The sequence below is a fragment of the Pseudoclavibacter helvolus genome (assembly GCF_014191305.1).
Classification (GTDB): domain Bacteria; phylum Actinomycetota; class Actinomycetes; order Actinomycetales; family Microbacteriaceae; genus Pseudoclavibacter; species Pseudoclavibacter helvolus.
Window position 1 is genome coordinate 69,686 of record NZ_JACHWJ010000004.1, and the last position, 12,813, is coordinate 82,498.

A 12,813-nucleotide genomic window follows, 5' to 3' on the forward strand; every position below is an offset into this window, starting at 1 on the left:
ACCATGCGCGCTCCCATCACCAAGGCCGTTATCCCAGCTGCAGGCCTCGGAACCCGATTCCTGCCCGCCACCAAAGCCATCCCGAAGGAGATGCTTCCCGTCGTCGATCGACCCGCGATCCAATACGTCGTCGAAGAGGCCGTGGAAGCCGGTCTCATTGATGTTCTGATGATCACGGGCCGCCACAAGGCGTCGCTCGAGAACCACTTTGACCGTGTTGCCGAGCTCGAGTCGCTCCTCGAGGCCCGCGGCGAGCACGAGAAGCTGGCTCGTGTGAACGCGGCGACGAACCTCGCCGACGTCCACTACCTCCGCCAGGGTGACCCGCTTGGCCTCGGCCACGCCGTGCTCCGCGCCAAGCAGCACATCGGCCACGAGCCATTCGCAGTGCTGCTCGGTGACGACATCATGTCTTCCGGAGGCTCACTGCTCAAGCGCATGATCGAGGTCCACGAGCAGACCGGCGCGAGCGTCGTTGCCCTCCAGGAGATCGACCTCGACCAGATCTCGGCGTACGGCGTCGCGTCCTACGACACGAGCATCCCGCGCGACCAAGGTGTTGTTGGCCCGGACACGATCCAGCTCACGGGCCTCGTCGAGAAGCCCGCCCGCGAGGACGCGCCGTCGAACCTCGCGGTTATCGGTCGCTACCTGCTCCGCCCAGAGGTGTTCGACGTGCTCGAGCGCACGGCGCCCGGACGCGGCGGCGAGATCCAGCTCACCGATGCCCTCGAGGTGCTCGCCGGCGACCCTGACGCGTTCGGCGGAGTTGTCGGCGTCGTCTACGACGGACGCCGATACGACACCGGTAACAAGCTCGAGTACATCAAGGCGACAGTCGAGCTGGCTAGCCAAGACCCGAAGCTCGGTCCTGAACTGCGCCCCTGGCTGCAGGGCTTCGCCGCGCAGCTGGCCGACTGATCCGTTGATCTCAATGAAACCGCCCCAACTCCTGGAGGAGTTGGGGCGGTTTTGGTCCATCTGGGCAGATGCGGACCTGTCGGCTCAAGTCTGTGGCTGTCGCCGACGCTTAAGTATGCGCACACATATAGTCCAGGACAACTTGGCGACGTAGTCCACGGTCTTCCGGCCAGTCAACCCAGTTCACTAGCCGTCCACCTAACGGACACCGCGCGATTTTCCACGGTCTCTACGCTCGCGGAGTTCATCCCCCGACCGTTAGGCCGAACCCCGCATGCGCATCACGACGTCTCGACGACGCCTCGCTTCCACCATTGCTGTCACGACCGGGCTGGGGGTGTTGCTCTCCGGCTTCGGCGCGGGAGCAGCATCCGCCGCCGAACCGTTCACCGACGACCAGCTCGCCTACGACTACCCGTCGAATGCCGACTACGACTACGTGCCGATCATGGACCAGTTCTCGTGGCTCGTCACCGACCGCGCCGACATCATCGCGCTCAACGACAGCCAGACCGTCGACATCAACAACTCGGCGACCCCTGAACAGGTCGAGCGCGCGATCATCGACCAGTACGACGACATGTCGGTCTCCATGGCTGATGGCCTCGGCGAGAACCTCGGCGCCATCTACACGGAGGCGCGCCTCGCGGGTGAGCTGCCGAAGATCGAAGCCCTGCTCGCGAAGAGCGGCGGCCTCGTCGGCTACTACTCGTCGTCGAACCCCTCGAAGAACTACTTCGACTACGACCGCCCGTACATCCGCTTCCCCGAGCTCCTTCAGTACCGCGACAAGGAGGGCGGCGACGCCTGGGCCTCCACGAGTGGCGCCTACCCGAGCGGCCACACCTCGCAGGCCTACTGGCAGGGCACCTCGCTGTCGATGATGCTGCCCGAGCTGGCACCGCAGATCCTCGCCCGTACGTCCGAGGCCGGCAACAACCGCATCGTCATGGCGGCCCACTACCCGCTCGACGTCATGAGCGGGCGCATGATGGGCCAGCACATCGTCGAGCGCCGCATGAGCGACCCCGCGTTCCGCGAGCTCTTCGCTGAAGCCGAGGCCGAACTGCGCGGCGTGCTCGAAGCTGGCTGCGGCGCGGCCCTCGCCGACTGCATCGCCGCCGACACCCCATACCTGTCGGACGAGGATGCTGTGGCCGTCTACGAGCAGCGCATGTCGTACGAGTTCCCGCAGATCGCTGCATCCGGGGACGCCGTCACGATCCCCGCCAACGCCGAGTCGCTGCTCATCACGAGCCACCCCGACCTCACGCCTGAACAGCGTCGCCAGGTGCTCGAGCTCACGGCGATCGACTCCGGCTACCCGCTGGACGAAGGCACCGAGGGCAGCTGGCAGCGCCTCAACCTCGCGGCCGCCATGGCCGCGCAGGTGCGAGTCAATGCCGAAGGGACCGTGAGTCTCGTGGATGCAGGGGCTGAGCTGCCCGAGCCCACCACACCAGGCACCGCCGAGCCGACCGTGACGACCGCCCCGACCGCGGAGCCGACGGCGACCGCGACGGCCGAACCCACTGCATCCGCAACGGCGGCACCTGCTCAGACGACGACGGCTCCTGCAGCGGGTGGCAACACGGCAGGCGGATCCGACTCGCTCGCCACGACCGGCGCTGAAAACCTCGGCACCGCCCTGGTCGCGGCACTCGCCTTGCTCGTGGCAGGTGCGACGGGGCTCGTCCTGCGCAAGCGCTCAACGAAGTCGAACGGCTAGCAGAAGCCGCACTCCAAGGCCCGCTGCGCGCCGTACCACCGCATCCACCAGATGCGGCGGGCGGCGGGCCTCGCGTGTGCCGCGGGAAGGTGCTGTGGAAACCTCTACTCCTGGATGACCTTCGCCAGTATGGTTTCCTGACAATAGATTGCCTGAGCGCGTCCAAGATTCGAGCAATTCAGTCGAGGCACTTGGAGCTGCTCGTGGCAAAATTCGTTCCCTGGCTTATCGCGTCAATATGCGTCGTGATATCGATGTTTGTCTGGCTACAAGGTCTTGACTGGCCGCAGGTTCTCGAATCGGCACGATTGAACGTGATCTTGATTACCGGGCTGGTCGCGATCTTCTCCTTGATCGTCGCCACGATTTCGTTCGTGATGACGCGCGCAACCGCTCGGAAGCAGTCCACGTTGGCTGCTTGGACGACTTGGAACGACGGCACGACGCAACAACGCAGACTCATCACGCGCTACCTGGGCATGAACACCATGACACACGAACAGGGCCAAGCCCTCGCGCTCAGGGATCGCAAGATTTATGACCTGGAAGGCACGGCATTGTCCGATGACGAGCAACTCAACCTGCTCCATGCGGTCGTCGACGTGCTCAACGGCCTGGAGCGTCTCGCAACGGGTGTCACCTACGGAATCTACGACCGTAAGATCATTCGCGCCGTAGGAGGCACCATTGTGAAGCGCACCTACGAGAGATGTCTTCCCTACATCGTTGCTCGACGGAATGATGGTGATCAGCGGCGGCAACATAAACGTGCCTACATCGAGCTCGAAAATCTAGCCGAGGGGTTCAGTGGGAAAAAGGTCGACGCCGGAAGGCTGAAAGCCCTCCGGCGTCAAGACTAAATCGACGAAAGTCGAGCTAGTCGACGTCCTCTTCTTCGTTCCACGTGTTGAGCATGTGCAACCTTCCATCTCGGAATGATGGCTTGCACAGTAGCACGCACGTACTTGCTGACGGCAGCCTCGCGGCCACCCTGTTGAAGGTTCTCAGGCGAGCCCACGGCCCCTCCCACCGAACTCCCTCCGCATCCACCCCAACCCCTGGTGGTCTCGGCCCCCGCGCGCTGGACTGGACGCATGGCAAAGACAACTCGCGTGCTCAGCGTCTCGGTTCCCGTCTCCGACGTGGATGCGGCGCTCGCTTTCTACACGGACGTGCTCGGCTGCGAGCTCCTCATGGACGTCGAAGCGTGGCCGGGCGCCCGCTATGTGGAAGTGCTCCCGCCGGGCTCGAGCGTCGGCATCGTGCTGCTCCCGCACGACAGCGAGATCCCCATCGCCGTGCGCCTCGGCACCACCGACGCGCAGGAAGCCCACGACCGCATCAAGGCGAGCGGTGTCGAGCTGCACAACGATGAGGTGCTGCGCTGGGATGACGTCGAGCCGATGTTCTCGTTCACCGACCCCGACGGGAACGCGCTCGTGTATCTGGAAGACGCGGGCGACTCGACGCAAGGGGAGTAGGCGGCGGTGGGCGTCAATGCATCCGACCCACCCGACGGCCCGGACACCCACGGCGACCGAGCATCCCGAACGCGCCGCGCCTCGCGAAGCAACTCGAGAACCTCCGCACGCAGCGCGCGGAGATCGCGATCGAGGTTGAGCGGCTCGTCGACGCGCACCCTCTTCAACCGGTCCTGACGAGCATGCCGGGAGTCGGCGTCAGGACCGCAACGTGGCTCATCACCGAAGTCGCCGGGAAGTCGTTCGCGTCAGCCGGCCACCTCGCGTCTTATGCGGGCCTCGCGCCCGTCACGAGACGCTCCGGGTCCTCGATCCGGGGCGAGCACGCTTCCCGGCGCGGGAACAAGATCCTGAAACGGGCCTTGTTCCTGTCAGCCTTCGCAGCGCTCAGAGACCCAGTTTCGCGGTCCTACTACGACCGGAAACGAGCGCAAGGCAAACGTCACAACCAAGCGCTCATTGCCCTCGCGAGACGACGATGCGACGTCCTCTACGCAATGCTCCGCGACGGCACCATCTACCAACCACCCCTAGCCCTTGCCGCTTGACAAGAACCATAGGGACACCCTACGCCTCTGGCGCCCCGAGTTCCCGTGAGATGCGCTCGGCGGCGGCGATCGCGATGGGCGCGAGCTCTTCGATGGTGCGGCCCGGGTACTCGAGTTCGATCGACGACACCGACAGCCCGTAGGTGACGGCGCCCGTGTGGTCGCGGATGGGCGCAGACACGCAGACCGTGCCCACCTCGTTCTCGCCAAGGTCGGTGGAGTAGCCGCGTTCGCGGACCCGGTCGAGCTCTTCGTGCAGCGCGTCGAGGTCGGTGATCGTGAGGTCGGTGCGCCGCGGCAGGCCGACCCGAGCGGCGAGTGCATCCACCCGCTCCGGCGCCCAGTCGGCGAGCACGGCTTTCCCCATCCCCGAGCTGTGCATCGGGACGCCGAGCCCCACGCGCGAGCGCATGCGGTACGGCTTCGCGGCGTCGCGCCGGATGACGTAGACCATCTCGCTGTCCGTGGCGACGCCCACGTGGATCGTGCAGTCGACCTTCGCGGCCAGCTCTTCGACGATGGGGGAGGCGACCTGCGAGATGTCGACGCTCGAGAGCGCACGCCCGGCAAGCGCGAGCAGGTTCGGGCCAGCCCGGTACCCCTGCTCGGCGCCCCCGCCGAGGTACTCCTGCGCGACGAGGGTGCCAAGGATGCGGTGCACGGTCGCCTTCGCGAGGCCAGCCTCGGCGACGATGTCCGTGAAGCGCGGATGCGCGAGGGCCGCGGCGAGCACCAGCAGCGTCTTCTCGCTGGCACCCGCCGACGGAGCCGGTGACCGGTCCAGATCGTCCATCCTGATCACCCTCGCATCTGTCGTTGTCACCGCATCGCTGTGATCGGCACGGAGTCCATGTCGTCGAACGACTGGTTCTCGCCGGCCATCGCCCAAACGAACGAGTAGCTGGAAGATCCTACTCCCGAGTGCAGGGACCAGCTCGGTGAGAGCACGACGTCGCCGTTCGCGACCATGAGGTGGCGCGTCTCCGTGGGGTCGCCCATGAGGTGCACAACCCGCTGATCGTCGTCGAGGTCGAAGTAGTGGTACACCTCGGTGCGGCGGTCGTGGGTGTGGGCTGGCATGGTGTTCCACATGCTGCCGGCGTGCAGGCTTGTGACGCCCATGACGATCTGGCAGCTCTTGACGCCGTTCTCGTGGATGCACTGGCGCAGCGTACGGCGGTTGGAGGTGACCTGGTCGCCGAGCTCTCGGATCGTGCCCTCTTCCGGCGTTACGAGCGTGTTCGGGAACGCAGTATGCGCCGGCGCGCTGAAGCCGTAGAACTTGGCGGGGTCGGCGGCGTCGTCGCTCTCGAAGGTGACGTCGACGGTGCCGCGGCCGAGGTACAGCACCGCCGTCTTGGCGAGCTCGTAGCGCTCGCCGTCGGCGACGACCGTGCCGGTGCCGCCCGTGTTGACGATGCCGATCTCGCGGCGGTCGAGGAAGTTGACGCTGCGGAGCTCATCCACCGTCTCGAGCGTGAGCGGTGCATCCGTCGGGACGGTGCCAACCGTGACGACGCGGTCGAAGTGCGTCGAGACGACGCGGATCTCGCCGGGCGTGAGGAGCTGCTCGACGAGGTAGCGGTCACGGAGCGCCTGCTGGTCGAGGGTGGGGATGTCTTCCGGGCGGCCGGGGCGGTACTGGTGAGACAAGGGGATGCCTTTCGTTGAGGGGTTCAGATCAGGAAGGGTCGGGTCAGACCAGGCCGAAGAGGCCAGGCAGCCAGAGCGAGAGCTGCGGCACGAACACGACCAGGAACAGGACGACGATGAGCGCGAGCAGGAACGGGAGGAGGCGGATGATGACTGGCTCGAGTCTCACTCCCGCGACTTGCGCTCCGACGAACAGCACGGGCGCCGAAGGCGGTGAGATCACACCGATCGACAGGTTCATGACCATCATGATGCCGAAGTGCACGGGGTCGACGCCGTAGGAGATCGCGATGGGGAGGAAGATCGGCGTGAAGATCAGGATGGCGGGGGTCGGGTCGAGCGGGATGCCGATGATGATCAGCACGATCATCATGATGAGCAGCACGACGACCTTGGAGTCCGTCCAGCCGAAGAGCGTGTCAGCGAGTAGCTGCGGAAGGCGAGCGTAGGTCATGACGAACGCCATGATCGAGGACACGGCGATCAGGAAGATCACGATGGAGCTGGTTCGCGCGGACTCGAAGAGGAGGCGCGGCAGGTCCTTCACGGACACCGTCCGGTAAATGAACGACAGCAGCAGGGCGTAGACGACGGCGACGGCCGAGCCTTCGGTCGGGGTGAAGAACCCGGCGACGATACCGCCGATGGCGACGACGATGAGGCCGAGCGCCGGGAGAGCCTTCAGGAAGGTGCCGAGGATGATGCCGAACGCGGGCAGCGGCCTACCGCGCAGCTCCGGGTGCTTGCGGGCGTAGAAGAAGACGACCACGGCGCAGGCGAGCGCCCACAGGGCACCAGGGATGTAGCCAGCGACGAACAAGGCGCCGACCGACGTGCCACCCGCTGCCAGCGAGTAGATGATGAGCGTGTTGCTCGGCGGGATGATCATGCCGGCGGGGGCTGAGGCGACGTTCACTGCGGTGGAGAACGCGGGGTCGTAGCCGTCCTTCTTCTGCATGGGCGCCATCGTGGCGCCGACCGCGGAGGCCGTCGCGACGGCGGAGCCGGAGACGGTGCCGAAGATCGCGTTCGCGATGACGTTCGTCTGCGCGAGCGGTGCGGGCATCCGCCCGACGAGCACTCGGGCGAGATTGATGAGCCGTTCCGCTATGCCGCCGTTGTTCATGATGACGCCGGCTAAGACGAAGAACGGGATCGCGAGCAGAGCGAACGAGTTGGCGCCGCGGAACATCTGCTGCGCGCTGGTGATGGCTCCGTTGTCGAAGCCGAGGATGAGGAGCATGCAGAGCGCCGAGGGCAATCCGATGCTGATGGAGATGGGAGCCCCGAGCGCGAGCAGCAGGACGAGCCCGCCGACGAGGATCAGTGCGATGAGACCTGGCTCGATCATATGGATGCGGCCTCCGGGTCCTCGTGCCCACGCGACCTGACCGAGTAGCCGGGCGAGAGCGTGCGTGAGATGTGCAGGACGATGTAGAGCGAGAAGAGGATTCCCGCGATGGGTAGGGCCAGGTAGAGCTGGCCCTGCGTCACCGGGAGGATGGGGTTGGACTGCCCCCAGGCGAGGATCGCCTGCTTGCCGCCGCCGTAGACGAGGGCGTAGAGGACGAACGCGAGGGTCGCGAGGTAGGCGACGATGTCGGCTCCGCGCTGGAGTTGCCTCGGCAGGCGCTCGACGAGGAAGTCCATGACGACGTCAGCCTTCTGGCCGACGACAACGGCGATGCCGATGAAGCTGACCCAGACGAAGGTGAAGCGGGCGGCTTCCTCGGTCCACGCGCTTGGCGCGTTCAGCACGAGTCTGGTGAAGACCTGCCACACCACGAGCAGCAGCAGCACGCCGAAGAGCGCGATGACGAGTGCTGTCAGGATGCGTCCGAACCACAGCTCGACTGCGGCGACGGCTTGCTTCACGAGCTAGCTCCTCGCTGCTTCGATGGCGTCGTAGATAGCCTGCGTGCGCTCGTTCGTGACGCGCTCCTCGTGGAGCGGAAGCGTCGCCTCGCGGAACGTCTCGACGTCGACCTCGTTGAACGTGGCCCCGGCCTCTTCAGCCTCGCCCTTGGCGGCGTCGACTGCTTCGGCGAAGAGCTCGAGCTCACGGTCGGAGCTCGCTGCGAGCAGGTCCGTCATCGTGGCCTGCACGTCGGGCTCGATGCCATCCCACACCGTGGTGCCCGCGATGAGGTAGTCGGGCATCATGAGGTGCTGCGTCTGCGAGTAGAACGGTGCGATCTCGTCGTGCGAGAGGCTCGAGTAGATGAGCTCATTGTTCTCGGCACCGTCGAGCACGCCCGACTGGATGGCCGTGAAGACCTCACCCTGGGCCATCGGCGTGCCGACGCCGCCCATGAGCTCCATCATCTTGACGTTCGTGTCGGAGCCGATGACGCGGATCTTCTGTCCGGCGAGGTCGGCGGGGGTCTCAACGGCGCCCTTGCTGGAGTACACGTTGCGCACGCCGCCGTGGAACGCGGACAGCACCTTGATGCTGTCGTCCTCGACTGCGCCGTACAGGTCACCCATGATCTCTTCGTCGTTGAGCACCTGCATCTGGTGCTCGGGCGAGTCGTAGAGGTAGGGGAGGTTCACCACGGAGAAGTCGGGCTCGAAGTTTTCAAGCAGCGACCCGGCGATCATCGCGAAGTCGATGGTGCCCGACTGCACCTGCTCGATCGTGGATGCCTGGTCGCCGAGCACCTCGTCGGTGTAGAGATCGAGTGAGAAGCGGCCATCGGTCGCCTCGTACAGCTCGTCGGAGAACTCGAGCAGCGCCTGTGCCTGCGGGTGCTCGACGCTCTGGTTGAAGGCGACACGGAACGCCTTCTCGCTGCCCATGAGCTCGCCGACGCCCGGTTCCGCCCCGCCTTCAGCGCCACCGCCGGCACCGCCGGCACCGCTGCCGGAGCATGCGCTGAGGGCCAGTCCTGCGATTGCGACGCCTGCGATGGCGCCGATCTTGCTGATCTTGTTGATCCGCATGGTTCCTCCTCGTTGAGTACTGGCGGCACTTGCGTTCGCGCTCGCCACGACCGCTATAGTAGCCAGATGAAACCAAGTTCCGCCAGTCGGACCTTGAAATGGAAATAAGTTCCACCAGGCAAAGGAGCATGGGCGTGAGAGCAGCGCAGTACAGCGGGGAACACCGCATCGTCGTCAACGAGGTCGAGCCCCAAGCGCCCGGTCGGGGCGAGGTACAGATCCGGGTCGCCTACACGGGCATCTGCGGAACCGACCTGCACGTCCTCCACGGATCGATGGATTCGCGTGTCGACATCCCGCAGGCGATCGGCCACGAGATGAGCGGCACGATCGAAGCTGTCGGCGAGGGCGTCACCTCGGTCGCCCCCGGCGACAACGTCACCGTGATGCCACTCGACTGGTGCGGCGAATGCCCGGCGTGCAAGGCCAGCAACGCGCACATCTGCCAAAAGCTCAACTTCGTCGGCATCGACTCGCCCGGTTCTCTCCAGGAACTCTGGACCGTGCGCGAAGACCTCGTCGTGCCGCTCCCCGCCGGCCTCTCCCTCGAGCACGCCGCCCTGGTCGAGCCGCTCGCCGTCGCCTGCCACGACGTCTCGCGCTCACGACTCGCTGCAGGCGAGACGGCCGTCATCATCGGCGGCGGGCCCATCGGACAGCTCATCGCACGGGTTGCCGCCGAGACCGGCGCCGTCGTCTACGTCATCGAACCCAACGCGGAACGCCGCGCCCTCGCCGAGCGCCTCGGCGCCCGCACGATCGACCCCGTCTCCAGCGACGCCGTCGCCATCATCGACGAGGCCACCGGCTCGGCCGGCGCCGACGTCGTCTTCGAGGTCGCCGGAGTCGCAGTGACCGCGCTCACCGCCGTCGACTACGCCAAGGTGCGCGGACGCGTCGTGCTGGTCGCCATCCACCCGAACCCCGTGCCGATGAACCTCCACCGTGTCTTCTGGCGCGAGCTCGAGCTCATCGGCGCCCGCGTCTACGAACGCGCCGACTTCGAGCGGGCCGTCGAGCTCCTCGCGGCCGGGGCCGTGCCAGCGGATGAGCTCATCACGAGCGTCGTCGGTCTGAGCGAGACCCAGTCGGCCTTCGATCAGCTCTCTGGCGCCGCCGCCATGAAGATCCTCGTCAACGTCCAGGAAGGCTAACCATGAACAGCTTCGATCTCACAGGAAAGACCGCCGTCGTCACCGGCGCCCGCCGCGGCATCGGACTCGGCATCGCCACCGCGCTCGCGGAAGCCGGCGCGGACATCATCGGCGCCTCCTCGCAGCAGGAGGCGGACGGCGGCGAGGTCGGCGCGCGCGTCCGCACCCTCGGCCGCAGCTTCGAAGGCCACGCCGTCGACTTCGGCGACCGCGCTGCCGTCCAGCAGTTCGGCGAGGCCGTCAAGCACGCCGACATCCTCGTCAACAACGCGGGCATCATCCGCCGCGCCCCCGCCGCCGAGCACTCGCTTGACTGGTGGGACGAGGTCATCCAGGTCAACCTCTCCAGCCAGTTCGTGCTGAGCCAGATCGTCGGCGGCGCCATGTTCGAGCGGGCCGAAGGGCGAATCATCTTCACCGCGAGCCTCCTCAGCTTCCAGGGCGGCATCAACGTGCCCGGCTACACGGCGTCGAAGTCGGCCATCGCCGGCCTCGTGCACGCGCTCAGCAACGAGTGGGCCGCGCGCGGCGTGACCGTCAACGCCATCGCCCCCGGCTACATCGCCACCGACAACACCGAGGCGCTGCGCGAAGACAGCGACCGCTCGCGCTCGATCCTCGAGCGAATTCCCGCCGGCCGCTGGGGCGAGGCCGAAGACCTGGGCGGCGTCGCCGTGTTCCTGGCGAGCCCCGCGGCCGCCTACGTCACGGGGGTCGTCCTTCCCGTCGACGGCGGGTGGCTCGCACGATGAGCACCGTCCTCGACGGGCACCCCGTCGTCCCGCTTTCCACGCCGAGCACGATCGCGCAGGCTGAGGCTCTCGCCGACGGGCTCGTCGAGGGCGGCATCGGCATCGTCGAGATCGCGTTGCGCGGCGACGGGGCGCTCGCCGCGATGCGCCACATCGCCGGACGCCCCGACCTGGTTGTCGGCGCGGGCACGGTGCTCGATGTCGAGCAGGCGCAGCAGGCCCTGGATGCTGGTGCCCAGTTCCTCGTATCGCCCGGCCTGTCCGCCGACGTGGTCCGCGCAGGGCAGCGCGCTGGCGTCCCCGTGCTCCCCGGCACACTCACGCCCACCGACATCACCGCCGCCCGCGCGCTGGGGCTCACGCAACTCAAGCTCTTCCCGGCGGGCGCGTTCGGCGGCCTGTCGCTGCTCGGCGCGTACGCGTCCGTGTTCCGCGACATCACGTTCATGCCGAGCGGCGGAATCACGCCGGCGAACCTCGCCGAGCACCTCGAGCATCCGGCCGTCTTCGCTGTCAGCGGCAGCTGGCTCGGCAGCACGAAGCTGCTCGACGCCGGGGCCGAGGCTGTTGCCGCCGCGGCCCGCGAAGCCGCGGCGATCGCCGCCACTGTGATGCAGGCCAAGGCGGCCGCCGCGTGAGCGGCATCGTCACCATCGGCGAGGCGCTCGGGCTTGTGCTCGCGCGCCGCGCCGGCGGCTTCGACCTGCAGTCAGAGGCCGAGATGAGCTTCGGCGGCGCCGAGAGCAACGTCGCGATCGCCGCCGTACGCCTCGGCTGCGAGGCCGCCTGGATCGGACGCCTCGGCGACGACGCGATCGGCAACCGCATCCGCCGCACGCTCAGGGCCGAGCAGGTGCAGCTGCACGCGACGATCGACCCGGATGCGCCGACCGCGCTCATGATCAAAGACCGGCCCCGCCCCGGCCACAGCCGCGTCACCTACTACCGGCACGGATTCGCGGGCAGCCGCATCACCCCGGCGGATGTTCCAAGCGACGTCGTCGCCGGCGCCGACGTGCTGCACGTCACCGGCATCAGCCTCGCCCTCAGCGACAGCGCCGCCGAGACTGTGCTGAGCGCCGTCCGCCTCGCCCGCGAGCACGGCGTGACCGTGTCGTTCGACGTCAACCACCGAAGCAAGCTCTGGTCGGCCGAGCAGGCCGCGCCTCGCTACCGGGAGCTCGTCGCGCTCAGCGACATCGTCTTCGCCGGCGACGACGAGGCCGCCATGATCGTCGGCGGCGGGACCCCGCTCGAACAGGCCCGCGCCCTGCAGGCCCTCGGGCCGACCCAGGTGCTCATCAAGCGCGGCGAGCACGGCGCATCCGGCGTCGACGGGGAACTCGAACTCGAAGTGCCCGCCTACCGCGTGGACGTCGTCGACACCGTCGGCGCCGGCGACGCGTTCGCGGCCGGCTACCTCGTCGAGCTCACCCGCGGCGGCACCCTCGAGCAGCGTCTGCTCACCGCCGCCGCGTGCGGCGCCTGCGCGTGCCGCAGCGACGGCGACTGGGAATCGCAGCCCAGCTGGGGTGACGTGCAGGGGCTCGTCGAAGGCTCCGGCGACGCCGTCCTGCGCTGAATCCGCCCGCTCGTCATCGAACCCGAACCCTGCCGACGCAGACAGAAGAC

13 protein-coding genes and 1 pseudogene are annotated in these 12,813 nt (G+C 67.2%); 9 read left to right on the plus strand and 5 right to left on the minus strand.

All coding sequences use genetic code 11. The features are described 5' to 3' along the window. Nucleotides 1–3 precede the first annotated feature (3 nt). The 5 genes and pseudogenes from FHX72_RS12575 to FHX72_RS12595 all read left to right on the plus strand — a co-directional run. Complete coding sequence (locus FHX72_RS12575) at nt 4–921, plus strand: UTP--glucose-1-phosphate uridylyltransferase (protein ID WP_183625556.1); 918 nt, start codon at nt 4–6, stop codon at nt 919–921. A 274-nt stretch (nt 922–1,195) separates the two neighbouring features. Then, complete coding sequence (locus FHX72_RS12580; RefSeq protein ID WP_183625558.1) at nt 1,196–2,650, plus strand: acid phosphatase; 1,455 nt, start codon at nt 1,196–1,198, stop codon at nt 2,648–2,650. A gap of 203 nt (nt 2,651–2,853) precedes the next feature. After that, nucleotides 2,854–3,510 carry a DUF4760 domain-containing protein gene (locus FHX72_RS12585; protein WP_183625560.1) on the plus strand — a complete coding sequence of 219 codons (657 nt, stop codon included), beginning with the start codon at nt 2,854–2,856 and terminating at the stop codon, nt 3,508–3,510. Between the two features lie 234 nt (nt 3,511–3,744). Further along, nucleotides 3,745–4,131, plus strand: a complete 387-nt coding sequence (locus FHX72_RS12590; protein ID WP_183625562.1) for a VOC family protein — start codon at nt 3,745–3,747, stop codon at nt 4,129–4,131. Between the two features lie 74 nt (nt 4,132–4,205). Next, nucleotides 4,206–4,679, plus strand: a pseudogene (locus FHX72_RS12595) (transposase); the annotation flags it as partial. Nucleotides 4,680–4,698: 19 nt separating this feature from the next. Here the strand turns inward: FHX72_RS12595 and FHX72_RS12600 are convergent. The 5 genes from FHX72_RS12600 to FHX72_RS12620 are packed head-to-tail and all read right to left on the minus strand — an operon-like array spanning nt 4,699 to nt 9,275. After that, nucleotides 4,699–5,472 (minus strand): IclR family transcriptional regulator, encoded by a 774-nt coding sequence (locus FHX72_RS12600; RefSeq protein ID WP_183625564.1) that lies wholly within the window; start codon nt 5,470–5,472, stop codon nt 4,699–4,701. A 26-nt stretch (nt 5,473–5,498) separates the two neighbouring features. Further along, nucleotides 5,499–6,332: a 5-dehydro-4-deoxy-D-glucuronate isomerase gene (gene kduI / locus FHX72_RS12605; protein WP_183625566.1), complete on the minus strand. Its 834-nt coding sequence runs from the start codon at nt 6,330–6,332 to the stop codon at nt 5,499–5,501. A 43-nt stretch (nt 6,333–6,375) separates the two neighbouring features. After that, nucleotides 6,376–7,683 (minus strand): TRAP transporter large permease, encoded by a 1,308-nt coding sequence (locus FHX72_RS12610; RefSeq protein ID WP_183625568.1) that lies wholly within the window; start codon nt 7,681–7,683, stop codon nt 6,376–6,378. Continuing rightward, entirely contained in the window at nt 7,680–8,207 is a 528-nt protein-coding gene (locus FHX72_RS12615; protein WP_183625570.1) for a TRAP transporter small permease subunit, read from the minus strand. Before FHX72_RS12615 ends, FHX72_RS12610 begins: the two co-directional genes overlap by 4 nt. Nucleotides 8,208–8,210: 3 nt before the next feature. Next, on the minus strand, nt 8,211–9,275 hold the full coding sequence (locus FHX72_RS12620) for a TRAP transporter substrate-binding protein (RefSeq protein WP_183625572.1): 1,065 nt from the start codon (nt 9,273–9,275) through the stop codon (nt 8,211–8,213). 134 nt (nt 9,276–9,409) lie between these two features. Here FHX72_RS12620 and FHX72_RS12625 point away from each other — a divergent pair, with 134 nt between their 5' ends. Genes FHX72_RS12625 through FHX72_RS12640 form a run of 4 tightly spaced genes read left to right on the plus strand, consistent with a single transcriptional unit; the run spans nt 9,410 to nt 12,763 of the window. Further along, nucleotides 9,410–10,429 carry an alcohol dehydrogenase catalytic domain-containing protein gene (locus tag FHX72_RS12625; RefSeq protein WP_183625574.1) on the plus strand — a complete coding sequence of 340 codons (1,020 nt, stop codon included), beginning with the start codon at nt 9,410–9,412 and terminating at the stop codon, nt 10,427–10,429. Between the two features lie 2 nt (nt 10,430–10,431). After that, nucleotides 10,432–11,181, plus strand: coding sequence for an SDR family oxidoreductase (locus FHX72_RS12630; protein ID WP_183625576.1), 750 nt, complete (start codon nt 10,432–10,434; stop codon nt 11,179–11,181). Continuing rightward, on the plus strand, nt 11,178–11,819 hold the full coding sequence (locus FHX72_RS12635; protein ID WP_183625577.1) for a bifunctional 4-hydroxy-2-oxoglutarate aldolase/2-dehydro-3-deoxy-phosphogluconate aldolase: 642 nt from the start codon (nt 11,178–11,180) through the stop codon (nt 11,817–11,819). The genes FHX72_RS12630 and FHX72_RS12635 overlap by 4 nt, the downstream gene beginning before the upstream one ends. Continuing rightward, the gene (locus FHX72_RS12640; RefSeq protein WP_338110128.1) at nt 11,816–12,763 is read left to right on the plus strand and encodes a sugar kinase; all 948 of its coding nucleotides are present in this window, start codon (nt 11,816–11,818) and stop codon (nt 12,761–12,763) included. Before FHX72_RS12635 ends, FHX72_RS12640 begins: the two co-directional genes overlap by 4 nt. Nucleotides 12,764–12,813: the final 50 nt, after the last annotated feature.

Bases quoted from the DNA above. Each gene is read 5' to 3' on its own strand.
- FHX72_RS12575 (WP_183625556.1), top strand. From the start codon at position 4: ATGCGCGCTCCCATCACCAAGGCCGTTATCCCAGCTGCAGGCCTCGGA.
- FHX72_RS12580 (WP_183625558.1), top strand. From the start codon at position 1,196: ATGCGCATCACGACGTCTCGACGACGCCTCGCTTCCACCATTGCTGTC.
- FHX72_RS12590 (WP_183625562.1), top strand. From the start codon at position 3,745: ATGGCAAAGACAACTCGCGTGCTCAGCGTCTCGGTTCCCGTCTCCGAC.
- FHX72_RS12600 (WP_183625564.1), bottom strand. From the start codon at position 5,472: ATGGACGATCTGGACCGGTCACCGGCTCCGTCGGCGGGTGCCAGCGAG.
- FHX72_RS12610 (WP_183625568.1), bottom strand. From the start codon at position 7,683: ATGATCGAGCCAGGTCTCATCGCACTGATCCTCGTCGGCGGGCTCGTC.
- FHX72_RS12620 (WP_183625572.1), bottom strand. From the start codon at position 9,275: ATGCGGATCAACAAGATCAGCAAGATCGGCGCCATCGCAGGCGTCGCA.
- FHX72_RS12630 (WP_183625576.1), top strand. From the start codon at position 10,432: ATGAACAGCTTCGATCTCACAGGAAAGACCGCCGTCGTCACCGGCGCC.
- FHX72_RS12635 (WP_183625577.1), top strand. From the start codon at position 11,178: ATGAGCACCGTCCTCGACGGGCACCCCGTCGTCCCGCTTTCCACGCCG.